This is a genomic window from Streptomyces olivaceoviridis (assembly GCF_014650115.1).
GTDB lineage: Bacteria > Actinomycetota > Actinomycetes > Streptomycetales > Streptomycetaceae > Streptomyces > Streptomyces olivaceoviridis.
This window is the reverse complement of record NZ_BMUI01000006.1, coordinates 90,457-114,385: the sequence shown is the minus strand read 5'-3', so window position 1 is coordinate 114,385 and position 23,929 is coordinate 90,457. Positions and strand designations below refer to the sequence as shown.

25 protein-coding genes and 1 pseudogene are annotated in these 23,929 nt (G+C 72.0%); 13 read left to right on the top strand and 13 right to left on the bottom strand.

Translation table 11 applies throughout. The annotated features are described in order from the left end of the window. Nucleotides 1–25 precede the first annotated feature (25 nt). From IE273_RS13845 to IE273_RS13815, 7 genes are all read right to left on the bottom strand, one after another. Entirely contained in the window at nucleotides 26–1,222 is a 1,197-nt protein-coding gene (locus IE273_RS13845; RefSeq protein WP_189815469.1) for a TerD family protein, read from the bottom strand. A gap of 64 nt (nucleotides 1,223–1,286) precedes the next feature. Next, nucleotides 1,287–2,276 carry a zinc-dependent alcohol dehydrogenase family protein gene (locus IE273_RS13840; RefSeq protein ID WP_189815468.1) on the bottom strand — a complete coding sequence of 330 codons (990 nt, stop codon included), beginning with the start codon at nucleotides 2,274–2,276 and terminating at the stop codon, nucleotides 1,287–1,289. Further along, nucleotides 2,273–3,100, bottom strand: a complete 828-nt coding sequence (locus tag IE273_RS13835) for a carbohydrate ABC transporter permease (RefSeq protein WP_189815467.1) — start codon at nucleotides 3,098–3,100, stop codon at nucleotides 2,273–2,275. Before IE273_RS13835 ends, IE273_RS13840 begins: the two co-directional genes overlap by 4 nt. Further along, entirely contained in the window at nucleotides 3,097–4,035 is a 939-nt protein-coding gene (locus IE273_RS13830) for a carbohydrate ABC transporter permease (protein WP_189815466.1), read from the bottom strand. The genes IE273_RS13835 and IE273_RS13830 overlap by 4 nt, the downstream gene beginning before the upstream one ends. Then, entirely contained in the window at nucleotides 4,032–5,402 is a 1,371-nt protein-coding gene (locus tag IE273_RS13825) for an ABC transporter substrate-binding protein (RefSeq protein ID WP_189815465.1), read from the bottom strand. Before IE273_RS13825 ends, IE273_RS13830 begins: the two co-directional genes overlap by 4 nt. A 94-nt stretch (nucleotides 5,403–5,496) precedes the next feature. Further along, nucleotides 5,497–6,267, bottom strand: a complete 771-nt coding sequence (locus IE273_RS13820) for a DeoR/GlpR family DNA-binding transcription regulator (RefSeq protein WP_189815464.1) — start codon at nucleotides 6,265–6,267, stop codon at nucleotides 5,497–5,499. A gap of 284 nt (nucleotides 6,268–6,551) precedes the next feature. Beyond that, nucleotides 6,552–7,361: an NAD-dependent epimerase/dehydratase family protein gene (locus IE273_RS13815; protein ID WP_189815463.1), complete on the bottom strand. Its 810-nt coding sequence runs from the start codon at nucleotides 7,359–7,361 to the stop codon at nucleotides 6,552–6,554. Nucleotides 7,362–7,572: 211 nt separating this feature from the next. Here IE273_RS13815 and IE273_RS13810 point away from each other — a divergent pair, with 211 nt between their 5' ends. Beyond that, the gene (locus IE273_RS13810; protein ID WP_189815462.1) at nucleotides 7,573–8,514 is read left to right on the top strand and encodes a 5-dehydro-4-deoxyglucarate dehydratase; all 942 of its coding nucleotides are present in this window, start codon (nucleotides 7,573–7,575) and stop codon (nucleotides 8,512–8,514) included. A 34-nt stretch (nucleotides 8,515–8,548) separates the two neighbouring features. Then, entirely contained in the window at nucleotides 8,549–9,712 is a 1,164-nt protein-coding gene (locus IE273_RS13805; RefSeq protein ID WP_189815461.1) for a hypothetical protein, read from the top strand. A gap of 114 nt (nucleotides 9,713–9,826) precedes the next feature. Here the strand turns inward: IE273_RS13805 and IE273_RS13800 are convergent, their stop codons facing one another. After that, nucleotides 9,827–11,059, bottom strand: a complete 1,233-nt coding sequence (locus IE273_RS13800) for an MFS transporter (RefSeq protein WP_189815460.1) — start codon at nucleotides 11,057–11,059, stop codon at nucleotides 9,827–9,829. A gap of 156 nt (nucleotides 11,060–11,215) precedes the next feature. On the opposite strand from IE273_RS13800, the gene IE273_RS13795 reads away from it, so the two are divergent. The 6 genes from IE273_RS13795 to IE273_RS13770 all read left to right on the top strand — a co-directional run bounded on the left by IE273_RS13795 (nucleotide 11,216) and on the right by IE273_RS13770 (nucleotide 14,880). Then, nucleotides 11,216–11,662 carry a DUF6010 family protein gene (locus IE273_RS13795; RefSeq protein WP_189815459.1) on the top strand — a complete coding sequence of 149 codons (447 nt, stop codon included), beginning with the start codon at nucleotides 11,216–11,218 and terminating at the stop codon, nucleotides 11,660–11,662. 2 nt (nucleotides 11,663–11,664) lie between these two features. Beyond that, nucleotides 11,665–12,252, top strand: coding sequence for a TIGR03086 family metal-binding protein (locus IE273_RS13790; protein ID WP_189815458.1), 588 nt, complete (start codon nucleotides 11,665–11,667; stop codon nucleotides 12,250–12,252). Nucleotides 12,253–12,360: 108 nt separating this feature from the next. Further along, nucleotides 12,361–12,666: a hypothetical protein gene (locus tag IE273_RS13785; protein WP_189815457.1), complete on the top strand. Its 306-nt coding sequence runs from the start codon at nucleotides 12,361–12,363 to the stop codon at nucleotides 12,664–12,666. A 37-nt stretch (nucleotides 12,667–12,703) separates the two neighbouring features. Then, on the top strand, nucleotides 12,704–12,985 hold the full coding sequence (locus IE273_RS13780; RefSeq protein ID WP_189815456.1) for a hypothetical protein: 282 nt from the start codon (nucleotides 12,704–12,706) through the stop codon (nucleotides 12,983–12,985). 271 nt (nucleotides 12,986–13,256) lie between these two features. Continuing rightward, nucleotides 13,257–13,478, top strand: coding sequence for an MBL fold metallo-hydrolase (locus tag IE273_RS45115; RefSeq protein ID WP_189815455.1), 222 nt, complete (start codon nucleotides 13,257–13,259; stop codon nucleotides 13,476–13,478). A gap of 607 nt (nucleotides 13,479–14,085) precedes the next feature. Continuing rightward, nucleotides 14,086–14,880 carry an HAD family acid phosphatase gene (locus tag IE273_RS13770; RefSeq protein WP_189815454.1) on the top strand — a complete coding sequence of 265 codons (795 nt, stop codon included), beginning with the start codon at nucleotides 14,086–14,088 and terminating at the stop codon, nucleotides 14,878–14,880. A 124-nt stretch (nucleotides 14,881–15,004) separates the two neighbouring features. Here IE273_RS13770 and IE273_RS44945 read toward each other — a convergent pair whose 3' ends face one another. After that, nucleotides 15,005–15,325, bottom strand: a complete 321-nt coding sequence (locus tag IE273_RS44945; protein WP_308437035.1) for a hypothetical protein — start codon at nucleotides 15,323–15,325, stop codon at nucleotides 15,005–15,007. A 398-nt stretch (nucleotides 15,326–15,723) separates the two neighbouring features. Then, a pseudogene (locus IE273_RS45110) lies at nucleotides 15,724–15,810 on the bottom strand (SigE family RNA polymerase sigma factor); the annotation flags it as partial. Nucleotides 15,811–15,915: 105 nt separating this feature from the next. Between IE273_RS45110 and IE273_RS13760 the strand changes: the two are divergent. After that, nucleotides 15,916–17,313, top strand: a complete 1,398-nt coding sequence (locus IE273_RS13760; protein ID WP_189815453.1) for an NCS2 family permease — start codon at nucleotides 15,916–15,918, stop codon at nucleotides 17,311–17,313. A gap of 4 nt (nucleotides 17,314–17,317) precedes the next feature. Here IE273_RS13760 and IE273_RS13755 read toward each other — a convergent pair whose 3' ends face one another. From IE273_RS13755 to IE273_RS13745, 3 genes are all read right to left on the bottom strand, one after another. Continuing rightward, nucleotides 17,318–18,772: a peptidoglycan D,D-transpeptidase FtsI family protein gene (locus IE273_RS13755; RefSeq protein WP_189815452.1), complete on the bottom strand. Its 1,455-nt coding sequence runs from the start codon at nucleotides 18,770–18,772 to the stop codon at nucleotides 17,318–17,320. Nucleotides 18,773–18,867: 95 nt separating this feature from the next. Beyond that, nucleotides 18,868–19,341: a GNAT family N-acetyltransferase gene (locus tag IE273_RS13750; RefSeq protein ID WP_189815451.1), complete on the bottom strand. Its 474-nt coding sequence runs from the start codon at nucleotides 19,339–19,341 to the stop codon at nucleotides 18,868–18,870. Nucleotides 19,342–19,387: 46 nt separating this feature from the next. Next, nucleotides 19,388–20,161, bottom strand: a complete 774-nt coding sequence (locus tag IE273_RS13745) for an IclR family transcriptional regulator (protein ID WP_189815450.1) — start codon at nucleotides 20,159–20,161, stop codon at nucleotides 19,388–19,390. Between the two features lie 151 nt (nucleotides 20,162–20,312). Between IE273_RS13745 and IE273_RS13740 the strand changes: the two genes are divergently transcribed. The 4 genes from IE273_RS13740 (at nucleotide 20,313) to IE273_RS13725 (ending at nucleotide 23,852) form a co-directional block, all read left to right on the top strand. Further along, on the top strand, nucleotides 20,313–21,842 hold the full coding sequence (locus tag IE273_RS13740) for an aldehyde dehydrogenase (NADP(+)) (RefSeq protein ID WP_189815449.1): 1,530 nt from the start codon (nucleotides 20,313–20,315) through the stop codon (nucleotides 21,840–21,842). A 23-nt stretch (nucleotides 21,843–21,865) separates the two neighbouring features. After that, entirely contained in the window at nucleotides 21,866–22,480 is a 615-nt protein-coding gene (locus IE273_RS13735) for a DUF1349 domain-containing protein (RefSeq protein ID WP_189815448.1), read from the top strand. A 99-nt stretch (nucleotides 22,481–22,579) separates the two neighbouring features. Then, nucleotides 22,580–23,056, top strand: coding sequence for a GNAT family N-acetyltransferase (locus tag IE273_RS13730; RefSeq protein ID WP_189815447.1), 477 nt, complete (start codon nucleotides 22,580–22,582; stop codon nucleotides 23,054–23,056). 76 nt (nucleotides 23,057–23,132) lie between these two features. Then, nucleotides 23,133–23,852, top strand: a complete 720-nt coding sequence (locus IE273_RS13725; protein ID WP_189815446.1) for a DsbA family oxidoreductase — start codon at nucleotides 23,133–23,135, stop codon at nucleotides 23,850–23,852. The last annotated feature ends 77 nt before the right edge of the window (nucleotides 23,853–23,929 follow it).

Below are 23,929 nucleotides of genomic sequence, written 5' to 3'. Positions count from 1 at the left end.
CTTGCCCGCAGCGGCGGTCACCGCGTCACAGGGCCCTCGCCCCCGGCTCCACCATGTTCCGTACGGTGCGGGCCTTCACGAACTCGCCCATCGCCGTCATGTCCCACTCGCCGGAGAACTGGCGGATGAGCTTGGCCATCATGACGCCGGTCCGGGGCTCCGCGCCGGTGAGGTCGAAACGGACGAGCTCCTCGCCCGAGAAGGCGTCGACCAGACGGCAGTACGCCTTGGCGACCTCCGTGAACTTCTGGCCGGAGAAGGAGTTGACGGTGAAGACCAGCCCGGTGACCTCCTGGGGCAGCCGGCCCAGGTCGACCGTGATGACCTCGTCGTCGCCCCCGCCCTCGCCGGTCAGGTTGTCCCCGGAGTGCCGGATCGCGCCGTTCAGGATCGTCAGCTTCCCGAAGTAGCAGCTGTCGATGTGGTTGCGCTGCGGGCCGTAGGCGATGACCGAGGCGTCCAGGTCGATGTCCTTGCCGCGGAACGCCGGCTCCCAGCCGAGGCCCATCCGCACCTGGGAGAGCAGCGGCCGACCGCCCTTGACGAGGGACACGGTCTGGTTCTTCTGGAGGCTGACCCGGCCCTTGTCCAGGTTGATCTTCCCGGCGCCCGGAGCGGGAGCGGGCGGCGGGGCCACCGGCTGCGGCGGAGCGGCGGGGGTGGCGGCCGGCTGCGGCGGAGCCACGGGGGCGGCGGCCGGCTGCGGCGGGGCGGCCGGAGCCGCGGCCGGCTCCTCCACCGTCACGCCGAAGTCGGTCGCGATGCCCGCGAGCCCGTTGGCGTACCCCTGTCCGACGGCCCGCGCCTTCCACTGGCCGCCCCGGCGGTAGATCTCCACGACCACCAGCGCGGTCTCGCTGCCGAGCTGCGGCGGGGTGAACGTCGCCAGCACGGCGCCGCCGTCGGCGTCCCGGATCGTGGCCGTCGGCTCGATGCCCTGGAAGGTCTGGCCGGCCGCGTCCGGGCTGGCCGTGACGACGATCTTCTCGATCTCCGGCGGTACGGCGGCCGTGTCGACCGCGACCGCGTCCGGCGCCGTACCGCCGCCCGACCGGTATGTCACGCCCGGCCCGGTGGGCTGGTTGTAGAAGATGAAGTCGTCGTCGGAGCGCACCTTGCCGTCACCGGTGAGCAGCAGGCCCGACACGTCGAGCCGCACCGGAGCGGAGACGTCCACCGTCACGCGCGCGGCCGTCAGGGGGATGTTCGAGCCAGGGGTCATAGCTGTCATGCCGGGAGAACGAACGACACCGCTTTACCGTTCCCTTACCCACCCCCCGATCGGCTCAGGGCACCACCACGATCTTCCGCCCCACCCCCGCCGCGAACTGCTCCAGCGCCTGCGGGTACCGCTCCAGCGGGATCCGGTCGCTGATGAAGACCTCCGGGTCCAGCACGCCGTTCGCGAACAGCTCGGCCGCCCGCTCGAAGCTGTGCAGCACCGCCATGGAGCCGGTGATGGTGATCTCCTGGTTGTAGATCCGGTACGGGTCGATCGTCACGCGGGTCGCGTAGTCCGCCACCCCGAACTGGAGGAACGTTCCCGCCTTGGCGACCCGGTCCAGGCCGTCCTGGATCGCCGCCGCGTTGCCGGTCGCGTCGATCACCACGTCCCAGCCGCGCGGGCGGTCCAGTTCGTCGGCGTTCGCCGCGGACGCCGAGACACCGAGCCGGCGGGCCGTCTCCAGGCGGGCCGGGTTGACGTCGACCACGTCCACGCTCGCCGCACCGGTCCGCTTGGCCAGCTCCAGCATCATCAGGCCCATGGTGCCGGAGCCGTAGATGAGGACGTGGGCGCCGAGCCGGGAGCGCAGGACGTCGTAGCCGCGGACCGCGCAGGACAGGGGCTCCACCAGGGCCGCGTCCTCGGTGCGGACGTGGTCGGGCAGCTTCACGCAGTTGGCGACCGGGGCCACCGCGTACCGTGCCGCGCCGCCCGCCGTCGTCACGCCGATCGCCGCCCACCGCTCGCACAGGTTGTTGTGTCCGGTGCGGCAGTACCGGCACTCGTAGCAGTACAGCGAGGGGTCCACGGCCACCCGGTCGCCGACGGCCACCTCGGTGACCTGGGTGCCGACGCCGACGACCTCGCCCGCGAACTCGTGCCCGGGGACGATCGGCAGCTTGGGCGCGAACTCGCCCTGGAGGATGTGCAGGTCGGTGCCGCACAGACCGCAGGCCGCGACCTCGACGACCACCTCGCGGGGGCCCGGCGTCGGGTCGGGCACCTCGGTGACGACGGCGCGGCCCACGGACTCGATGACGGCGGCCTTCATTTCACGGCTCCCAACGACAGGCCCTGGACCAGCTTGTCCTGGGCGGCGAACCCCGCGGCGAGCACCGGCAGGGAGATGACGAGCGACGCGGCGCACACCTTGGCCAGGAACAGGCCCTGGCTGGTGATGAAGCCGGTCAGGAAGACGGGGGCGGTCTCGGCGACCACGCCCGTCAGGACTCGGGCGAAGAGCAGTTCGTTCCAGCTGAAGATGAAGCAGATCAGGGCGGTGGCGGCGATGCCGGGCAGGGCGATCGGGGCCACCACGCGCGCGAGGATCACCGGAAGCCGGGCGCCGTCCACCCGCGCCGCCTCGATGACCGCGACCGGCACCTCGGCGAGGAAGGACTGCATCATCCACACCGCGATCGGCAGGTTCATGGAGGTGTACAGGACGACCAGGAGCCAGATGTTGTCGAGCATCCCGGCGTTCTTGGCGAAGAGGTAGATCGGCAGCAGGCCCGCCACGGCCGGCAGCATCTTGGTGGACAGGAAGAAGAACAGGACGTCGGTCCACTTCTTCACCGGCCGGATCGACAGCGCGTAGGCCGCCGGGAGGGCCAGCAGCAGGACCAGGAGCGTGGAGGCGAGCGATGCCACGGTGGAGTTGACCAGCGCGGGCCACGGGCTCGCCCCGCCGCCGCTGCCGAAGAACTCGCGGTAGCCGTCGAGCGTCAACGAGGCGGTGAAGGACGGCGGGTTGGTCGCCGCGTCCGCCTCGGAGTGGAGGGACGTCAGGGCCATCCACGCGATGGGCAGGAAGAAGACGATACCGGCCAGCCAGGCCACCAGGCCGAGACCACCCCGGCGCAGTACGGCGGTCATGCGCGGGACACCTCCTCGCGGAACAGGGACGACACCACGCGCAGGGCGAAGGTCGCGATGACGATCGAGCCGATGACCACCAGGACGCCGGCGGCCGAGGCCAGGCCGTTCTCGTGGGCCTGGTAGAAGCTCTGGTAGACGGTGTAGGGCAGGTTGGCGGTGCCCAGGCCGCCGGAGGTGATCGTGAAGACCGCGTCGAAGTTCTGGACGATGTAGATCGATCCGAGCAGCGCGCCCAGTTCCAGGTAGCGGCGCAGGTGGGGCAGGGTCAGATGGCGGAAGATCTGCCAGTCGCTCGCGCCGTCGACCCGCGCGGCCTCGATCTGCTGCTGGTCCCGGCTCTGCAACCCGGCCAGCAGGATCAGCATCATGAACGGCGTCCACTGCCACACCAGGGAGGCCTCGACCGCGAGCAGCGGGGTGCGGGAGACCCAGTCCGGCTGTGGGCCGCCCACATAGTGCAGCAACCCGTTGAGCAAGCCGTACTCAGGGTTGTAGAGCACATGTTTCCAGAGCAGGGCGGCGGCCACCGGCACCACCAGGAACGGGGCGATGAGCAGGGTGCGGACGATGCCCCGGCCGCGGAACCGCCGGTCCAGCAGCAGTGCCAGCGCCAGCCCGATGACCAGGCTGGCCAGCACCACGGCCGCCGTGAGCAGCGCGGTCGTCCACACCGAGTGGCGCAGGTCGGCGTCGGTGAGCACCTGGCGGTAGTTGTCCAGGCCGGTGAAGCGGCGGGCCTTGGGGTAGAGGGCGTTCCAGTCGAAGAAGGAGATCACCAGCGTGGCCACGAAGGGCAGCTGGGTCACCACGATCATGAACACGAGGGCCGGCAGGAGCGGGGCGCGGGTGGCCCAGGCGCGCAGCCGGGCCGAGGGCTGCCTGACCGTCCGTGCGGGTGTGGCCGCGAGGGGGGCCGTGGTCGTCGCTGTCATCGTCCCTCGTACTCCTTGGAGATCTTCTCGGCGAGCGCTTGCGACTTCTTCAGGGCCGCGCCGACGGACTGGCGTCCGGCGATGGCCGCGCTGATCTCCTGGGAGACCTTGGTGCCGAGGTCGGTGAACTCGGGGATGCCGACGAACTGGATGCCGGGCGCGGGCCGCGGCTGCACGCCGGGGTCGTTCGGCCGGGCGCTCTCGATGGCCTCCTTGGTCATCTCCTGGAACGCGGCGGCTGACTTCCGGTAGTCGGCGTCGGTGTAGGTCGACGCCCGCTTGCCCGCCGGGACGTTCGACCAGCCACTGGTCTCGCCGACCAGTCGCTCGTACCCCTTGCCCGACGCCCAGGAGACGAACTTCCAGGCCTTGTCGGGGTTCCGGGAGGCCTGCTGGATGCCCCAGGCCCAGGTGTAGAGCCAGCCGGAGGACGCGGTGCGCTCGACGGGGGCGGGGGCGTAGCCGAGCTTCCCCTTGACCGGGGAGCCGGCCGCCTCCAGCAGTCCGGCCGCGGAGGTGGCGTCGTACCACATGGCGACCTTGCCCTGGGTCATGTTGTTCAGGCATTCGGCGAAGCCGGACTGGGCGGCGCCGGACTCGCCGTGCTCGCGGACGAGGTCGACGTAGAACCTCGTCGCCTTCTCGAAGGCAGGGGAGTCCAGCCGCGCCTTCCAGTCCTTGTCGAACCAGGTGCCGCCGAAGGTGTTCACGACCGTGGTCAGCGGTGCCATCAGCTCGCCCCAGCCGGGCAGCCCGCGCAGGCAGATGCCCCGCATGCCCGGCCGGGCGCCGTCCGCCTTCGCGGCCAGGTCGGCGACCTGCCGCCAGGTGGGACGGTCGGGCATGGTCAGACCCTTCGCCGCGAACACGTCCTTGCGGTACATGAGGAAGGACGACTCGCCGTAGAAGGGCTGTCCGTAGAGCTTGCCGTCGTCGCCGGTGAGGGACTGGCGCATCGGCTTGAGCACGTCCCGCTCGTCGTACGACGGGTCCTTCCCGACGTAGGAGTCCATCTCGTGCAGCCAGCCGTTGCGGGCGTAGATCGGTATCTCGTAGTTGGACAGGGTGGCCACGTCGTACTGGCCGGCCTGGTTGGCGAAGTCCTGGCTGATCTTGTCGCGGACGTCGTTCTCGGGCAGGACCGTGAAGTTGACCTTGATGCCGGTGTCCTTGGTGAAGTGGGCGGCGGTCAGCTTCTGCAACTCGGTCATCTGCGGGTTGTTGACCATCAGGACGTTGATGGAGTCGCCGCCGGAACCGGTCCCGCCGGCACCGGCCCAGCAGCCGGAGAGCAGCGGGGCGAGCAGCGTCCCTGCGGCGGCCAGGGCGAGCGTGGCTCGCGGCCTCCGTCGGCTCGGGGTGCGCATGGATCGCTCCTGAAAGTGGGGAAAGTGAGGAAAGAGGGACATAAGGGGCGTTCGGTGGTGCGGAACACCGCTGGACGGGGGACGAGGTGCCGCATCAGACCCGGATGACCTGCGGGCCCAGCAGGGAGTAGCGGTGGGCCTCGGCGGCCGGGAGCAGGGTGCTGGTCACGACCGCCTCCAGCGCGCCGATCTCCGCGAACCGGCAGAAACTGACCGCGCCGAACTTGGCGTGCACGCCCGCGAAGACCGTGCGCCGGGCGGCCCGGACGGCCTGCGCCTTCACCTCGCTGACCGCCGGGTCGGGGGTGGTCAGGCCGTGTTCCCGGGAGATGCCGTTGGCCCCGATGTAGGCGAGGTCGAGCACGAAGCCGGCCAGCATCTTCGTCGTCCAGTGGTCGACGGTGGCCAGCGTGCCCGGGCGGACCCGGCCGCCGAGCAGCAGCACGGAGATGTGGTCGGCCTCCGCGAGGGCGCCCGCGACCGGCAGGGACGCGGTGACCACGGTCAGCGGCCGGTCCCTGGGCAGCGCCTCGGCGATGAGCTGGGGGGTGAAGCCCTCGTCGACGAAGACGGTCTCGGCGTCCCCGAGCAGTTCGGCCGCCGCGGCGGCGATCCGGCGCTTCTCGGGCACATGGCTGGTGGCGCGGAAGGCGAGGGTCGTCTCGAACCCGGCGCTCTCCACCGGATAGGCGCCGCCGTGGGTGCGGCGGACCAGGCCGTGGTCCTCCAGGGCGCGCAGATCGCGCCGGATGGTCTCCTTGGCCACGCCCAGGTCGGCGGCGAGCGCGGTGACGTCCACCGAGCCGGTGGCGCGGGCGGCCCGCACGATCTCGCGCTGGCGTTCTTCCGCCGTCCTGGTGGTCATGTCGTCACCCACTTCCCTGTGGACCTGCCCGTTCGGGCCCATGGGGGAAGTTCTACCGCCGGTGCGCGGCGCTGACCAGGTCTGTTGCGGGCCCGATACTGCCCGCTTGTGCCCGCTTCGCACGGGCCGTGCCCGTCGCGGACCTGCGCGGCTGTCCGGAGCGGCGTGGGATCGGGCACGGCGGATGCCCGGACACGGCGGCGGGCGGGCCCGTTCGGTGCCCGCCCGCGCGCGTGGACGATCGTTTCCGGCCGCCGGGAGCCACCCGGGGCCGGCGGAGGGGGTCAGTACGGCCAGATCGGCGGGTCGTTCACGAAGTGGCCGCCCAGGTGGCCGTGGGCCGGGTTCTCCGGGTCCAGCTCGCCCTGTTCGGCGATGAGCTTCTCGGCGTACGGCTCGGAGTCGTCCTGGGGGTCGTAGCCGAGCGCCCGCGCGGTGGTCAGGTCCCACCACAGGCGGGTGTTGGCGGAGGAGCCGTAGACGACCGTGTGGCCGACCTCCTCGGCGGTCAGGGCTGCGTGGAAGAGGCGGGCGCCGTCGGCCGGGCTCATCCACACCGAGAGCATGCGGACGCTGGTGGGCTCCGGGAAGCAGGAGCCGATGCGCACGGAGACGGTCTCCAGGCCGTGCTTGTCCCAGTAGAGCTGGGCCAGGTCCTCGCCGAAGGACTTCGACAGGCCGTAGAAGGTGTCCGGGCGGCGCGGGGTGTCGATCGGGATCAGCGGCTCGCCCGCGCGCGGGGCCGGGGTGAAGCCGACGGCGTGGTTGGAGGAGGCGAAGACGATCCGCGGCACGCCTTCGAGGCGGGCGGCCTCGTACAGGTTGTAGGTGCCCTCGACGTTCGACCTGAGGATCTTCTCGAAGGGGGCCTCCAGGGAGATCCCCGCGAGGTGCAGGATCGCGTCCACGCCCCGCACCGCCTCGCGCAGCGCCTCCTTGTCGCCGAGGTCCGCGGTGATCGCGTCCGGCTCGCCCTCGACGGGGCGCACGTCGAACAGGCGCAGCGTGTAGCCGTACTCCGGCAGCAGGGACCGCATCAGGGTGCCGAGCCCGCCGGCGGCGCCGGTGAGCAGGATGGTGCGGGGAGCGGGCATCCTCGGTTCTCCTTGTGGCCGATATTCACATACGTGGACACGCTAGAGAGTCCACCGGGCACCGTCAAGTCTTGCGTGACGACGGGGAATTCGCTCCCGTCGTGCGAGTTCGCCTGCTTGACCCGCCGCAAGAAGGCCCTTTAGCGTGGTCACGTTCAGAAATATGGACATGGATCAGAAACATGCACCGGCGTGTCTCAAGGGAGAGTCCGTGACGCCAGCCCCTCTGACCGAACGGCTCAGCGATCCGCGCGGGCCGCTGTTCTTCCCCGTCACGGCCTACGGCCCCGGCGGCTCACTCGACCTGGACACCTACCGCACCCATGTGCGCCGCGGTGTCGCGGCCGGTGCCGCCGCCGTCTTCGCCTGCTGCGGCACCGGGGAGTTCCACGCGCTGCTGCCGGAGGAGTTCGAGGCCTGCGTCCGGGTGGCCGTCGAGGCGGCCGAAGGACGCGTCCCGGTCGTCGCGGGCGCCGGTTACGGTACCGCCCTCGCCGTCCGCTACGCGGGTCTCGCCGCCGGTGCGGGCGCCGACGGGCTCCTCGCCATGCCGCCGTACCTCGTGCTCGCCGACCAGGAGGGTCTGCTGCGGCACTACCGGGAGGTCGCCGCCGCCACCGACCTGCCCGTCATCGTCTACCAGCGCGACAACGCCCTCTTCACTCCGGCGACCGTGGTCGAACTGGCCCGCACCGACGGCGTCATCGGCCTCAAGGACGGCCTTGGCGACCTGGACCTCATGCAGCGGATCGTCAGCGCGGTCCGCACCGAGGTCCCCGGCGACTTCCTGTACTTCAACGGCCTGCCCACCGCCGAGCAGACCCAGCTCGCCTACCGCGCCCTCGGCATCACCCTGTATTCGTCGGCGGTGTTCTGCTTCGCGCCGGAGATCGCCCTCGCCTTCCACCGCGCGCTGGAGACGGGCGACCAGGCCACCGCCCACCGCCTCCTGGACGGCTTCTACCGCCCCTTCGTGGAACTGCGCGCCCAGGGCCGCGGATACGCCGTCTCCCTCGTCAAGGCCGGGGTACGGCTGCGCGGCCTGGACGTGGGCGAGGTCCGGCCCCCGCTGCACGAGCCGGCCGAGGAGCATGTCAAACAACTCGCCCGACTCATCGAACGAGGTTACGAACTGCTGGAGGAGGACGCGTGAGCGAGCACGGCCACGCCCTGCCGGGGGAGGACGCGTGAAGGCGTCGGCGTTCGTCTACCCCTGGGACGTCAACGGGGACCCCGCCGCCCCGGAGCGGATCGCCGGACTCGGCGTGGAGCAGGTGACCCTGGCCTCCGCCTACCACTCCACGCGTGCCCTCACCCCCCGCCACCCCCGCCACCGCATCGTCACCGCCGAGTACGCGGCCGTGCTCTACCCGCCGGGCGACCGCTGGGCGGGCCGCGGTCTGCGGCCCTACCCCGCCGGCCGCTGGGCCCCCGGCAACGCCTACGGCGAGGCCGCCGAAGCCCTGGCCGCGGCCGGCCTGGAGGTGCACACCTGGGTCGTCCTCGCCCACAACTCCCGCCTGGGCGCCGAACATCCGGACACCTCGGTCGTCAACGCCTACGGCGACCGCTACCCGTGGGCCCCCTGCGTCGCCCAGCCCGCCACGCGCGCGTACCTGGTCGACCTGGCCGCCGAGGCCGCCGTACGCCCCGGCGCGCACGGCACCGAACTGGAGTCCCTCGGCTGGTACGGGCTCCAGCACCTGCACGCCCACGACAAGACCGCCGGCGTCGGCCTCGGGGACGCCGGGCAGTACCTGATGTCCCTGTGCTTCTGCCCGTCCTGCCGCACCGGCTACGGCGAGCGGGGACTGGACGCCGACGCGCTGGCGGGGGCCGTACGCGAGGCGCTGGAGCCGCTGTGGCGGGGCGCGGCGGACGACGGGGGCTGGCCGACGGTGGAGAAGCTGCTCGGCGAGGACGCGGCGGCAGCCACGCGCGCGTGGCGCGACACCACCGCCCGCACCCTCCAGGAGGAGGCCGTCACCGCCGTGCGCGCCGCCGCGCCGGACGGCTTCCAGGTCCTGTTGCACGCCGACCCGGTCCCGTACCACTGCGGCGCCAACGTCGGTGTCGACCCCGCCCACATCCTGTCCGTGGCCGACGGCGTGGTGGTGCCCTGCACCGGCGGTACGGCCCTGCTGGCGCCCTTCGCCGGGCAGGCCCGCGAGGGCACCGTGCTGGCCGCCAACTTCACGGTCGTCACGGGGATGGGCGGCAGCCCCGCCACCCTCGCGGCGGACGCGGCACGCGCGCGTGCCGAAGGCGCGACGGAGTTGCGGTTGTACCACGCGGGGTTGGCGTCGGACGGGGACTTGGCGGCGGTTCGGGGGGCACTCGCGGTGCGTTGAGCCGGTGGCAGCGTCGTCAGGAGCGGTGTCAGGCGGTGGGCGGCAGCGGCGGCCCGGGGGTTGGTCAGTCGTTGCACGCGTGCGTGGCGACGGTGCGACGGAGTTGCGGTTGTATCACGCGGGGTTGGCGTCGGACGGGGACTTGGCGGCGGTTCGGGGGGCACTCGCGGTGCGTTGAGCCAGTGGCAGCGCCGTCAGGAGCAGTGCCAGGCCGTAGAGGGGCAGCAGCAGGCCGGGGCCGGCCAGTTCGACCAGGCCGGCGCCCAGGGCGAGGCCGAGCACGTTCGGGGTGAAGAGCAGCGTGCCGGCGGTGGCCGTCGCCCGGCCCAGCAGCGGGCCGGGGGTCTCCCGCTGCACCGCCGTCAGCGCGGCGACCAGCACACAGGGCAGGCCCAGCCCGCAGGCCACGCTGGTGGCCAGGGCCACCGGGTCCCACGGCACCGCCCGCGCCACCACCGCGGCCCCGGTCAGCGCGATCCCGGCCGCCGCGAACCGCCGCCCGCCCAGCCTGCGCAGCGCCGGCCCGGCGAGCAGCCCCGCCGCCACCGAACCGGCGCCCTGGGCGGCGTACAGCACGCCCGTGTAGGCGGGGGAGTGGCCGAGGCGGTCGACCACGGCGTACACCGTGGTGCCGCTCAGCGCCGTCAGCAGCATCGTCGTACCCCCCGCCCGGACCAGCGGGCGCAGCCCGGGGTGGCCCCACAGGTGCCGGACCCCCTCCGCCGTCTGCCTCCGCCAGCCCTCGCCGGACCGCACGGGCGGTTCCTCGCGCACCCGCAGCAGGCCGCACAGCCCGGCGGCGAGCAGGAAGGTGACGGCGTCCAGGCAGGCCACGGCAGGGCCGCCCCACGCCGTGTAGAGGCCCGCACCGGTCAGCGGGGCGACGAGCTTCATGCCCTCGGTGAGCGTCATCCGCAGCCCGTTGACGTCACCGAGCAGGTCCGGGCCGACCGCCGCCGTCATCAGCGCCGACTCGGCGGCGTCATGGACGGCACCGGCGGCGCCGTACACCACCAGGACGGCGAACAGCAGCCACAGACGGCCGCGGGAGTCGACGGCGAACAGGGCGGGCAGCAGCGCCGCGAGGCCCAGGTTCACCGTGATGAGCAGGGGCTTGCGGCGGAACCGGTCGGCGAGCGTGCCGAGCGCCGGGCCGGCCAGGGTGGGCGCCCACATCGCGAGCAGGCACAGGGCGGCCAGTCCGTCCGACCCGGTCAGCTCCTTCACCCACACACCCGACGCCAGCCACAGCGAGGAGGTGCCGAAGGCGGACACCACCAGGCCGGTGAGACACAGCCCCGCGTTGCGGTCCCGCAGCACGCGGGACACGGTCCAGGAAGTCGTCATGCCCGGTCATCGTGGGCCTAAGGCGGGGGCCGCGGATCGGGCAGGTGACCTAGGTACGGCGGAAACGGCCACCTCCTGACGTGACGGCGACAATCCGTCGCAACCTGGCACTGGAGCCCCTGGGGCACCCGCGCCCGCGCACCTACCGTCGGCCGCATGCGCTACCTCGCCCCCCTTCTCATCGGCCTGCTCTACGTCACCCTCATGTCCCTCGTCCCGGAACCCCACCGGCGCCGCCTCAACGCGGTCGTCGTGGCCGGTGCCGGAGCCGCCTACCTCAGCGGCGGCGGCCTTGGCGGCTGGGAGTTCGCGTTCACGGCGCTCGCCACCTGCGTCGCCTACAAGGGCCTGGACTCCTGGGCGTTCATCGGCGTCGGCTGGCTGCTGCACACCGCGTGGGACGTCGTCCACCACCTCAAGGGCCACCCGATCATCCCCTTCGCGCACGACTCGTCGTTCGGCTGCGCGCTGTGCGACCCGGTGATCGCCGTCTGGTGCCTCGCCGGCGGTCGCGCGCCGTGGGAGCCGCTGCGCCGCACCGATGAGTTTCCGGGGGCCCGCCGGTCAGCCCTTCGTACGGAGAGCGCGACCCTGAAGGAGTGAGCATGACCATGGTGGACCTCGGCCCCCAGACCAGGATCGTGGCCCGGCTCGCCGAGTCGGTGACCGACGAGCGGCTGACCGCCGCCACACCCTGCCCGGACCACGCGGTGCGCAACCTGCTGGGCCACCTGCTGATGCTGTCCGTGGCCTTTCGGGACGCCGCCCGCAAGGACCTCGGCACGACCACCGACACCCACCCGGACGCCGCCTTCCCGGACCTCGGCCCCGGCTGGCGCGAGGAGCTGCCGAAGGCGCTGGACGCGCTGGCCGACGCCTGGCGCGACCCGGCCGCCTGGACCGGCGACACCCGCGTCGGCGGGGTGGACCTGCCCGGCGCGGTCGCGGGCGCCGTCGTCGCCGACGAGCTGGTGATCCACGGCTGGGACCTGGCCCGCGCCACCGGCCAGGACTACGCCCCGGACCCGGCCGCCCTGGACTCGGCCCTCACCTTCCTCCGCGCCGCGGCCGACCGCCCCGACCGCGGCGACGGCCTCTTCGGCCCGGTCGTCCCGGTCCCCGCGGACGCAACCCCGCTGGACCGGGCCGTCGGCCTCAGCGGCCGGGACCCGGGGTGGCCGCACCGGGCCTGACGCCAGCGGGCGCGGGCCGGCCGGCGGTGGCCGGGCGGCGGAAGCGGCGCATCGGGCCTACGGTGACCCTGAGAGGGGGCGAGCCGAACGGGTACGGAGGGAGCCGCCATGCGGGAGCACTACGTGTGGGTGACGACGCGCCGCCTTCAGCCGGGCACGCTGGACGACTTCGAGAGGGCGTGGCGCCCGGAGCCCGCACCGCAGGGGCTGCACCGGGCCTACGCGTACTGGTCCGAGGACGGACAGGAGATCACCGGGGTGTCGTTCTGGGACTCCCGCGAGGCGTGCGACGCGTGGCGGACCTCCGAGGCGGAGGCCCGGCGGCGGGCGGCCATGGCCCCCTTCGTCGCCGAGGAACGCGAGGGCTTCTACCGAGGCCGCGAACTCGGCCTGCCCGGCGCCGCCGGCGGGTGAACGGGCCGCGCCGGGCCGTCGCGCCTACGGTGGAGACATGAGCGAGATCGTCGTCGTGTACGAGCTCGAACAGCCCGTGGCCGCACGCGCCCCCGCGGCCGGACCGCCCGACGCGGAACGGCTCCCCCGCAGGGTGCACGCGGCGCCCGTCGCTCCCGACAGGCCCGACGCCGCCGGCCCGCGGACCCTGTGCGGCAAGGACACCTTCGCCATGACGAAGGCTCCCCGGAGCCCTTCCCGGCGCCCCGGGGAGCCGTGGTACCCCGCCGCGTACGCGTCCCTGGTGTGCCCGGACTGCGACGCGGTGATGGAGGTCTGACCGGTGCCGTGAGCCGAAGCGGGGGAGCAGGCGTCGTGCCCTCCCGCCATGCCGGCCGGCGCCCCCTCCCGACAGCTGTGGGTGGACGCCGGGTCCGGCACGTTCGCCACGTCGCGACGGCACACGGATCCGGCGCGGCTCACCGCGATCTGGGCCGCACCCGCCGACCGGCCGGACGCCGACGTCCTGAAGGGCGTCTTCCGGCTGACCGCGCGCGCCGTCGCGCACGACACCGATGGCCACGGGCTCGCGCGCCGCGTGCCAGGGGAGCGTGTCCGCGTACCGAGGGGACAGCGGGCCCCGCGCCGAGCTCACCGGACTCGCCGCCCGCGCCGACCCGTTCCTGTGCGAGGCGGACACCGACGCGCATCACGGGAGCGAACACTCCGCACACGTGCACCTGACGCCGGAGGGCGCCGCCCGTGTCGCCGCCGTCTCCGGCCTCGTGCGCCGGGCGTTCCCCGAGCCCCGCCCAGCAGAAGGCCAGAGATGAGCAGCGTGACGTTCGAGCGCCGACGTGGCGATCTCGTGCAGGCAGCCGCCGTTCTCGCGGGAAGTATGTCGTCGAGGAGCACGGTGTCGACGCTCATCCAGTCGATGGAGTGTTCGTAGTCGACCGAGAAGTGCCGCACGCCCGAGTAGCTGATGCGCGGGCCGGAGTCGTGCTTGAACTTGTCGGGCGCGAAGTCCAAGACCAGCCCGCCGCTCTTGTCGGTGGCGAGGTGGACCCCGGCCGGTTCCAAATCCTTCACACATCGGGTGGCGCCCGCGATGTCGTTGTGGTCGGGGTCGGTGGCGAAGGACCGGGCGCCCGGGGGCAGGTCGGCCCGCGGACGCGGCAATTCGGCCAGGTAGGCCCTCGGGTCCACGCGGAACCCGCCGTCGTCCCAAACGGCCGTGACGTCCTTCATGCGCGACCTTCCGCGGCCAGAGGCGGTCGCCTGCAACCCCCGATCGAGGCAATCGGAAGGTAATGCTCCAGGTGGGAGCGGAACAAGGCTGCGTATCGATCGGGTAACGGGGCTCGCCCTGTTCGCGTGATGCGCGTAGACAGTCTCCGACCTGGTATGTCACTCTCATCCACCAGATCCGGAGAATTCATGCGGAAGTCCCTCAAGGCGGTCGCGGCCGGTGCCGCCTGTGTCGTCGCCGGTGCGGCGCTGTACGGCGCGGGCGCGGCCGGCGCCGGTCAGTCGACGGCCAACTCCACCCACGAGCCGTACAACATCGGGGTCCTGGTGAAGGACATCGACACCTACTACGGCACCACCGCCGACAGCGACGGCGTCTACCAGGCGTCCAAGGACAGCCCGTACGCCAAGGACCTGGCGCGCATCGACGCCGACGCCAAGAGCTACATCGACAAGGCTGCCCGCAAGGCGCACCACAAGGGCGAGAAGCCGGCCGTCGTCTTCGACATCGACGACACGCTGCTGCTCAGCCTGGACTACGAGAAGCGGTACAACTACACGTACAACTCCGGCACCTGGAACGACTACGTGAACCGCGCCGACCGGCCCGCCGTCTTCGGCAGCCCGGAGCTCGTGCGCTACGCCGCGGCCGAGGGCGTCGAGGTCTTCTACAACTCCGGCCTCAGCGAGGCCCAGCGCGCCGCCGCCGTGGAGAACCTGAAGAAGGTCGGCGCCGACGTGAACCTCGACGCCGGCCACATGTTCCTCAAGGACAAGGCCAACCCGCCGGCCTACCTGAAGGACTGCGCCACCCCGGGCACCTGGAACTGCACGACCGTGCAGTACAAGTCCGGGACGCGCGAGCACATCGAGGACCTGGGCTACGAGATCATCGCCAACTTCGGCGACCAGTACTCGGACCTGGACGGCGGCCACGCCGACCGGACGTACAAGCTGCCGAACCCGACGTACTTCGTCAGCTGAGCCCATCCGTACGTCCTGAGCAGCCGCTCGTACTCGGCCTCCGTCACCGGCAGCACCGTGCCGTGGCGGAGGCCGGCAGGGCCCTCGCCGCGCTGAGTGCGCGGGGTTGTCTTCGAGCAGCGGCCTATGCGCCGTCGTGCGGGGCGAAGTCGCCGGTCACCGCGCAGGCGCGGCCCCCGGCCACCCCGGTCATGACATAGCTGTCGTCGCCCGCGTCGCGCCCGCCCCGCTCATGGTCGTACTGCCCCGCGAACACCCACTCGCCCGCCGGTACCGTCCGCTCGCTCTGGCCGAAGTCCCCCTCCGGCAGCGAACGCCACGCACCCGTCGACCTCACTCCGCCGGTCCGCGCGATCCTCAACTCCACGGTCAGGGAGGAAAGCCGCCCGGACGTCTTCAGCGTGAGGTTGCTCTGCGCCCAGAAGTCGTTGCTGTGCGGGTCCACCGAGCCGTCCGACCCCGGGGGACCGGCCTGCTCGCCACCGTCTGCCGACGCGGAGGGTCGTCCTTCGCCGCCGACGCCACCGCGTACCCGCCGAGCGCGAGCACACCGGCCACCGTGGCCGTCGCCGCGCACACCCGCAACCAGCCGGACACCGGCGGGCGTACGGCCCGGTGCCCGGACCCGGGCCGCGCGGGCCAGGATGCGCGCGGTCGGGCTCGTGGGCCCCGGCCGCCTCGTGCAGCCGGGCGCGCAGCTCGTCGTGCACGTCCTGCCGCCTCATCGCTTCGTTCCTCCGCTCTCGCCGCCCCGGGCCGCCATCGCCGCGTGCACCCGCCGCGGGTCGCCGCCCTGCGGGCCGAGCAGCCGCTGGAGTCCGGCCATGGCCTTGGACGTCTGGCGCCGGTCAACAGGTATGCCAGCCGGGCGAGTTCGGCGTAGCGCCGTGAGAAGAAGGCGTGGAACTCCGCGGAGGCGGCGTCGGGCATGCCGAACTCGATGACGTAACACGGAGAAAACCTGAAACGGGTGCGACGGGGGAACAATCCAGCCAGCATCCGCCGACCGATCTTCAGGTGACGAGGAGTGGGACCATGTTCGTCGACCGGTACTTCAGGATCTCCGAACGGGGATCCACGCTCGGGCGCGAGATACGCGGCGGCTTCGCCACGTTCTTCACCATGGCCTACATCCTTGTCCTGAATCCGATCGTCCTGGGCAGCGCCAAGGACAAGTTCGGCCACACCCTGGACACCGGCCAACTCGTCACCGCCACCGCCCTGGTGGCCTGTGTGATGACGGTCGTGATGGGCGTCGGCGGCAATCTGCCTCTCGCCATCGCCGCCGGACTCGGCCTCAACGCCGTCGTCGCCTTCCAGCTCGCCCCGCTGATGAGCTGGGCGGACGCCATGGGCCTGGTCGTCCTGGAAGGCATCGTCATCTGCGTGCTGGTGCTCACCGGACTCCGGGAAGCGATCATGAACGCGATCCCGCAGCAGCTGAAGCAGGCCATCGGCGTCGGCATCGGCCTGTTCATCGCCTTCATCGGCTTCGTGGACGCCGGGTTCGTCAGCCGCATCCCGGACGCCGCCCACACCACGGTCCCGGTCCAGCTCGGCGCCGTCGGCCGGCTCACCGGCTGGCCGGTGCTGGTCTTCTGCCTCGGCGTGCTGCTCACCGTCGCGCTGCTCGCCCGCAGGGTGAAGGGCGCGATCCTCATCAGCATCGTGACGATGACCGTCGTCGCGATCGTCCTCAACGCCGTCGCCGACATCAAGAGCTGGGGCCTGACCACGCCCGAGGTCCCCGACAAGCTCGTCGCCGCCCCGGACTTCGGGCTGGTCGGTCACTTCAGCCTGTTCGGCGGCTTCGCCGAGGCCGGTGTCCTCACCGCCGTCCTGCTGGTCTTCACCCTCATCCTGTCGGACTTCTTCGACGCCATGGGCACGATCGTCGGCATCACCGCGGAGGCCGGGCTGCTGGACGAGCGGGGCCAGGTGCCCGGCATCGGCCGCGTGCTGTTCATCGACGGCGCCGCGGCCGTCGCCGGCGGTGTCGGCTCCGCCTCCTCCAACACCGCCTACATCGAGTCGGCGGCCGGCGTCGGCGAGGGCGCCCGCACCGGCTTCGCCAACCTGGTCACCGGCGGCCTGTTCGGGCTCGCCCTCTTCCTCACCCCGCTGCTCACCATCGTCCCGCTCCAGGCGGCGGCGCCCGCGCTGATCGCCGTGGGCTTCCTGATGATGACCCACGTCAAACACATCGACTGGGACAGCTACGAGATCGCCGTCCCGGCGTTCCTCACCATCGCCGCGATGCCGTTCACGTACTCCATCACCGACGGGATCGGCGCCGGGTTCCTGGCCTACGTCGTCATCAAGGCGGTGGTGGGGAAGGCACACGAGGTCAACTGGCTGCTGTGGGCGGTCTCGGCGCTGTTCCTGGTGTACTTCGCGATCGACCCGGTGGAGCAGATCCTCGGGGTGAGGTGAGGGGCTACTTCAGGGCCGCCTGCATCATCGCCCTGGCCACCGGCGCCGCCAGGCCGTTGCCGCTCACTTCCGAGCGGGCCGCGTCCGACTGCTCCACCATCACCGCGACGGCGACCTCCTTGCCGTTGCTGTCGGACTTGCCGTAGGAGGTGAACCAGGCGTACGGCGTCTTGCTGTTGTTCTCGCCGTGCTGGGCGGTACCGGTCTTGCCGCCGACGGTCACCCCGTCGATCAGCGCGTTCGTACCGGTGCCGTCCTTCACCACCGTCTGCATCGCCGACTGGAGCTGCTCGGCGGTGGTGGAGCTGATGATCTCCTCGGTGCCGGCGCTGTCGTCGAAGTCCTTCAGCAGATCACCGCCGCTGTCGGTGATCTGCGAGACCATGTGCGGCGAGACCAGCTTGCCGCCGTTGGCGATGGCCGCGGACACCATGGCCATCTGGAGCGGGGTCGCGGTGACGTCGAACTGGCCGATGCCGGACAGGGCGGTCTGCGCCTGGTCCATGCCGGACGGGTACACGCTGGTGTAGGCCCGCACCGGCACGTCCTGCGCGTCGTCGTCGAAGCCGAACTTCTCGGCCATGGCCCTGACCTTGTCCTGGCCGAGCTGGACGGCCATGTGACCGAAGACGTTGTTGCACGAGTACCGCAGGGCCACGCGGATCGAAGCGTTCTCACAGGGCGCTGACTTGTTCTCGTTCGCCAGGTCGCGCACCGTGCCCGGCAGCCGGTACGGATCGGGGCTGTCGGTCGGCTCGTCCACGTTCTTGTACAGCCCGTCCTCCAGCGCCGCCGCCGCGACGACCAGCTTGAACGTCGAGCCCGGGGGCAGCGGCTGGCGCAGCGCGCGGTTGGTGAGCGGCTTGTCCTTGTCCGCGTTGAGCGACTTCCAGGCCTGGCCGGCGGTGTTCGCGTCGGTGAGCGCGGAGGGGTCGTACGACGGCGTCGACGCCACGGCGAGGATCTTGCCGGTCTTCGGGTCGATCGCGACGGCCCCGCCCTTCTTGTCGCCGAGCGCGCGGTAGGCCGCCTTCTGCACCGCCGGGTCGATCGTCGTCAGCACGTCGCCCGGTTCGGAGCGCTCGCCGGTGACGGTGTCCATCACGGTCTTCAGCCGGTTGTCCGTGCCGTTGAGCAGATCCTTGTAGACGCCCTCCAGCTGGGTGGGGGCGTAGGCCTGTGAGGCGTAGCCCGTCACGGCCGCGTACAGCTTGCCGTCCGTGTACGTCCGCTTGTACGCGAGGTCGCTTCCCTTCGTCCGCGTCGAGCCGGTGATCGCGTTCCCGGCCACGATGATGTTCCCGAGGGGCCGCGAGTAGGTCGCGATCGCGTTCCGCCGGTTGTCGTTGTCGTCCGCGAGGGCCTTGCCGTCGTAGAACTGCAACCACGTGGCCCTGACCAGCAGGGCGAGCACGAGCAGCAGCGCGAAGACGGACGCCCGCCTGATCGTCTTGTTCATCCCGCTGGGAAGACGCTCGAGACGGGGGCGATCGTTCCCGTACGACCGGTTTTCTCATCCGGCGTTCATGTCGTGCGGCGTCCCGCGGCCCGCGTTCAGGCAGCCTCCAGGATCAGCACGACCTCCTCGATCTCCCGGCCCCGCGCGTTCGCGTACCCCCGGGCACGGGCCGCCTCGCGGAAGCCGCACTTCTCCAGGACGCGCAGCGACGCGTGGTTGTCGGCCGCCGCGCGCGCGTACAGCGGCCGTTCGGGAACCTCGGCGAGCAGGGCTCGCAGCGCGGCCGTCGCCACGCCCCTGCCCCAGTACGCGCGGTCGATCCAGTACGTCACCTCGCGCTCGCCGGCCACGCCGTAGACGGCCGTGTTGCCGGCCACCTCACCGTCGGCCAGGACCGTGCGCAGCACGTCGGAGGAGTTCCGTATGCGCTGCCAGTAGGCCGCGAGGGCCTCCCGGTCGTACGGGTCCTCCGGGCCGAACGCGGCCATCCGGACGGCCTCCGGGTCGGTCATCTGCCGGTAGAACACCGGCAGGTCGCTGTCCCGTACGGCCCGCAGCGCGATCTCCATGCGACCGAGCCTACGGCCCCCGCCCGCGGGACCGCGGCTGCCGGGGTCAGAGCCTGCGGGTCGCCAGCGTCAGCCGGTCCCGCGCGTCGAACAGCGCGTCCTTGATCATCTGCTCGTGCGCGGGGGTCAGCCGGGCCACCGGCACCGAGCAGCTGATGGCGTCCCGCGCGGGCGTGCGGTACGGGATCACGACGCCGAAGCAGCGCAGGCCCAGCGTGTTCTCCTCGCGGTCGACCGCGAAGCCCTGCTCCCGGACCTGGTGCAGCTCCTCGATGAGCTTCTCCCGGTCGGTGATGGTGTGCTCGGTGAGCGCGGGCAGCGTCTCCGGCAGCAGCTTGCGCACCTGCTCGTCGGTGTAGCTGGCGAGGATCGCCTTGCCGAGGGAGGTGGAGTGGGCCGGGAGCCGGCGGCCGACGCGGGTGAAGGGCCGCAGGTAGTGCTGGGACTGACGGGTGGCCAGGTAGACCACGTTGGTGCCGTCGAGCCGGGCCAGGTGGATGGTCTCCGTGGTGTCGTCGGAGAGCCGGTCCAGGGTCGGGCGGGCGGCGGCCACCACCTCGTCGCCGTCGATGTACGACGTACCGACCAGCAGCGCCCGCACCCCGATGCCGTACCGCGTGCCCGTCGCGTCCGTCTCCACCCAGCCCAGCTCCACGAGCGTGCGCAGCAGCATGTACAGGCTGGACTTGGGATACCCCACGGCTTCCTGGACGGCCGCGAGGGAGTGCATACCGGGCCGGCCGGCGAAGTATTCGAGCAGCTCAACGGTCCGTACCGCGGACTTGACCTGCGCCCCGCCCCCTGTGTCGCCTGCCGCCATCGCCCTTGACCCCTTCGTTCGACGAGGACTGAGTTATATAGTCTCCGAGCAGCATATTCATCATCAGAGACAGCGTTCAGTATATCGAACGCGGCTGATGGCTGAGCCTGATCGTCGTAGACAATGCGGCCTTTACTGGGAGGGACCCGCGGTGGCAGCAGCACCAGTCTGGAGTGTCGACCCGCGCACCGGGAAGCAGCGTGAACAGGTTGCGGTGGAGGCCACAGCCCAGGAGGTGGACGCGGCCGTCCGGGCGGCCCACGCCGCGCGCGACGCCCTCACCGACCGCACGGTCCGCGCCGCGTTCCTGCGCTCGGCAGCCGCGGGCCTGGACGCGGCCAAGGACGGCCTCGTCGAGACCGCCGACGCCGAGACCGCGCTCGGCCCCGCCCGGCTGACCGGCGAACTCGCCCGCACCTGCTACCAGCTGCGGGCCTTCGCCGACATCGTCGACGAGGGGGCCTTCCTCGACGTCATCATCAACCACCCCGACGACACCGCCACCCCGCCCGTCCCGGACCTGCGCCGCTACAAGGTGCCGCTGGGTGTCGTCGCGGTCTACTCCGCCTCGAACTTCCCCTTCGCCTTCTCCGTCGCCGGCGGTGACACCGCGAGCGCGCTGGCCGCGGGCTGCCCGGTCGTCGTCAAGGCCCACCCCGACCACCCGGCCCTGTCCGAGCTGGTCGCCAAGGTGCTGCGCCGGGCCGCCGCCGAACACGGCATCCCCGAGGGCGTCGTCGGACTCGTGCACGGCTTCGAGGCGGGCGTCGAACTGATCAAGCACCCGCTGGTCGCCGCGGCCGGCTTCACCGGTTCGGTACGGGGCGGACGGGCGCTGTTCGACGCCGCCGCCGCCCGCCCGGTGCCGATCCCGTTCCACGGCGAACTCGGCTCGCTGAACCCGGTCCTGGTCACCGAGGCCGCCGCGGCCGAGCGGGCCGAGGAGATCGGCGGCGGGCTCGCCGGGTCGATGACCCTCGGCGTGGGCCAGTTCTGTGTCAAGCCCGGCCTGGTGCTGGTGCCGTCCGGCGCGTCCGGCGACCGGCTGGTGAAGTCCCTGACCGACGCCGTCAGCGACACCGACGCCGGGGTGCTGCTCGACCACCGTATGCGGGACAACTTCGTCGCCGGGGTCGCCGAGCGCGTGGAGCTGCCGGACGTGGAGTCGCCGGTCACCCCGGGCGCGGGCGGCGAACACGCGGTCAGTGCCGGGTTCCTCACGGTGCCGGCGGAGAAGCTGGCCGAGGAGGGGGCGTACGACCTGCTGCTGGAGGAGTGCTTCGGGCCGGTCACCGTGGTGGCCCGCTACGCGGACGAGGCCGAGGCCACGGCTGTGCTGTCGCGGCTGCCGGGCAACCTCACGGCGACCGTCCAGGTGTCCTCGGACGAGGCCGCCGGGCGGGGCCGGGGGCCGGAGCTGCTGGCCGAGCTGACGCCGCTCGCCGGGCGTGTGCTGGTCAACGGCTGGCCGACAGGCGTCGCGGTGGCGCCCGCGCAGCATCACGGCGGGCCTTACCCGGCCACGACGTCCACGTCCACCTCCGTGGGCGGTACGGCCATCGAGCGGTGGTTGCGGCCGGTCGTCTATCAGAACGCGCCCGAGGCGTTGCTGCCGGACGAGTTGAAGGACGACAACCCCCTGGGGCTTCCTCGGCGGTTCAACGGGGTGCTGGAGCGGTAGCGCCGTAGGGGGGTGAGGAGAGGTTGACGGACGTGGACATTCCCGAGGTGCCCTTCTCCCTGAAGGCCTACGGGCCGGACGGTGACTGGTCCTACGAGGACGGTGTGCTCACCGGGCGGGCCGGGCCGCGTCAGGACCGGTTCGTGCCGCCCGACGGCGACGCACGGGAACCCGCCTCCGACGCGCCCCGGCTGCTGGGGGCCCCGCTCGAAGGGGACTTCCAGCTGGTCGCCCGGGTCCGCGTGGGGTTCCGTGACGCGTTCGACGCCGGGGTGCTGTACGTCCATGTCGGCGAGCGGGCCTGGGCCAAGCTCTGTCTGGAGTACTCCCCGGACGTGCCCACCGTGTGCACGGTGGTCACCCGGGGGCACTCCGACGACGCCAACTCCTTCACGGTGGACGGGGACTCGGTGTGGCTGCGGGTCAGCCGGACGGGGCGGGCCTTCGCCTTCCACGCCTCCCGGGACGGCGCGCGCTGGACCTTCGTCCGGTTCTTCACCCTGGGTGAGGAGAAGGAGACCGGTGCCGCGCTGGTCGGGTTCATGGCGCAGTCGCCGGTGGGGGAGGGGTGTGCGGTGACCTACGACCACATAGCGTTCAGGCCCGGCGGACCGAGCGACCTGCGGGACGGCGGCTGACAAGACCGCCTGCCGGACTCCGGCCGAGCCGCCGCGGAACCGGACAGCGGCCGGCCGCGTCCTCTCCTGCATGATCATGACCGTGTCAGGGGCATCCGCGTGATCCGCACCGCCCTGCCCGCCGAGGCCGAGCGGATCGCCGCACTGCACCGCAGGGCCCGTTCGACGTACTACCCCGACGGCCTCCCGGACGACGGCATCGACTGGGCCGCCGCCTGGCGCGGCGCCGTCGAGCGCCCCGACGGGCAGGTGCTCCGCGTCGTGGAGGAGGGCGCGATCACCGGTGTCGCCTCCTTCCGGCCCCCGCAGGACGGCCCCGCCGGCACGGTCAAGCTGTACCAGTTCCACGTCGACCCCGACCGCTGGCGCCGCGGCATCGGTACGGCCCTGCACGCGGCCTGCGTCGAGCGGTGGCGCGCCGGGGGCAGGAGCCGGGCCGTCCTCGACGTCCACGTGGACAACCGGCGCGCCCGCGCCTTCTACGCCCGCCAGGGCTGGCTCCCGGACCCCGCCCACCCGCCCGCCGACGGCGACCACCACCTCTTCCTGCACTTCCGCGTGCCTCCCCGGGAATGAAACCGGCTGCTTGAACGTTCATGTACCGGCCCGGGGAGAGCCCCCGAGCCCGTACGACCTGGAGAGAGCCGAAGACATGCGCGTCGAGATCTGGAGCGACATCGCCTGCCCCTGGTGCTACGTGGGCAAGGCCCGCTTCGAGAAGGCGCTGGCTGCCTTCCCGCACCGCGACCAGGTCGAGGTGGTGCACCGCTCCTTCGAGCTGGACCCGGGCCGCGCCAAGGGCGACGTCCAGCCGGTGATCACCATGCTGACCAGGAAGTACGGCATGAGCGAGGCGCAGGCCCAGGCCGGCGAGGACAACCTGGCCGCCCAGGCCGCCGCCGAGGGCCTGGACTACCGCACCCGGGACCGCGACCACGGCAACACCTTCGACATGCACCGCCTGCTGCACTTCGCCAAGGAGCAGGGCCGGCAGGACGAGCTGATCCAGATCCTCTACCGGGCGAACTTCGCCGAGGAGCGGTCCGTCTTCACCGAGGGCGACGAACGTCTGGTGGAGCTGGCCGCGCAGGCGGGACTGGACGCCGACGCCGCCCGCGCGGTGCTCGCCGACCCGTCCCGCTACGCCGACGAGGTCCGCGCCGACGAGCGCGAGGCCGCCCAGCTCGGCGCGACCGGTGTGCCGTTCTTCGTCCTCGACCGGACGTACGGCGTCTCCGGTGCCCAGCCCGCCGAGGTCTTCACCCAGGCGCTCACCCAGGCCTGGGGCGAGCGCTCGCCGCTGAAGCTCGTCGAGCAGGATGACGCCCAGGCGTGCGGACCGGACGGGTGCGCGGTGCCGCAGCAGGGCTGAAAGCACAGGTCGGGGCGCTCGTACAAGTGCCGCTAAGAGGAACCGCGTAGGAATTCGCGATGGACGCGTAGGTGCCT

Excerpts from the sequence above, each read along its gene's own strand:
- IE273_RS13780 (WP_189815456.1), top strand. The coding sequence starts at position 12,704 with ATGAGCGAGATCGTCGTCGTGTACGAGCTCGAACAGCCCGTGGCCGCA.
- IE273_RS13755 (WP_189815452.1), bottom strand. The coding sequence starts at position 18,772 with ATGAACAAGACGATCAGGCGGGCGTCCGTCTTCGCGCTGCTGCTCGTG.
- IE273_RS13825 (WP_189815465.1), bottom strand. The coding sequence starts at position 5,402 with ATGCGCACCCCGAGCCGACGGAGGCCGCGAGCCACGCTCGCCCTGGCC.
- IE273_RS13750 (WP_189815451.1), bottom strand. The coding sequence starts at position 19,341 with ATGGAGATCGCGCTGCGGGCCGTACGGGACAGCGACCTGCCGGTGTTC.
- IE273_RS13745 (WP_189815450.1), bottom strand. The coding sequence starts at position 20,161 with ATGGCGGCAGGCGACACAGGGGGCGGGGCGCAGGTCAAGTCCGCGGTA.
- IE273_RS13790 (WP_189815458.1), top strand. The coding sequence starts at position 11,665 with ATGACCATGGTGGACCTCGGCCCCCAGACCAGGATCGTGGCCCGGCTC.
- IE273_RS13840 (WP_189815468.1), bottom strand. The coding sequence starts at position 2,276 with ATGAAGGCCGCCGTCATCGAGTCCGTGGGCCGCGCCGTCGTCACCGAG.
- IE273_RS13785 (WP_189815457.1), top strand. The coding sequence starts at position 12,361 with ATGCGGGAGCACTACGTGTGGGTGACGACGCGCCGCCTTCAGCCGGGC.
- IE273_RS13795 (WP_189815459.1), top strand. The coding sequence starts at position 11,216 with ATGCGCTACCTCGCCCCCCTTCTCATCGGCCTGCTCTACGTCACCCTC.
- IE273_RS13770 (WP_189815454.1), top strand. The coding sequence starts at position 14,086 with ATGCGGAAGTCCCTCAAGGCGGTCGCGGCCGGTGCCGCCTGTGTCGTC.
- IE273_RS13835 (WP_189815467.1), bottom strand. The coding sequence starts at position 3,100 with ATGACCGCCGTACTGCGCCGGGGTGGTCTCGGCCTGGTGGCCTGGCTG.
- IE273_RS13815 (WP_189815463.1), bottom strand. The coding sequence starts at position 7,361 with ATGCCCGCTCCCCGCACCATCCTGCTCACCGGCGCCGCCGGCGGGCTC.
- IE273_RS13830 (WP_189815466.1), bottom strand. The coding sequence starts at position 4,035 with ATGACAGCGACGACCACGGCCCCCCTCGCGGCCACACCCGCACGGACG.
- IE273_RS13800 (WP_189815460.1), bottom strand. The coding sequence starts at position 11,059 with ATGACGACTTCCTGGACCGTGTCCCGCGTGCTGCGGGACCGCAACGCG.
- IE273_RS13760 (WP_189815453.1), top strand. The coding sequence starts at position 15,916 with ATGTTCGTCGACCGGTACTTCAGGATCTCCGAACGGGGATCCACGCTC.
- IE273_RS13845 (WP_189815469.1), bottom strand. The coding sequence starts at position 1,222 with ATGACCCCTGGCTCGAACATCCCCCTGACGGCCGCGCGCGTGACGGTG.
- IE273_RS13725 (WP_189815446.1), top strand. The coding sequence starts at position 23,133 with ATGCGCGTCGAGATCTGGAGCGACATCGCCTGCCCCTGGTGCTACGTG.
- IE273_RS13820 (WP_189815464.1), bottom strand. The coding sequence starts at position 6,267 with ATGACCACCAGGACGGCGGAAGAACGCCAGCGCGAGATCGTGCGGGCC.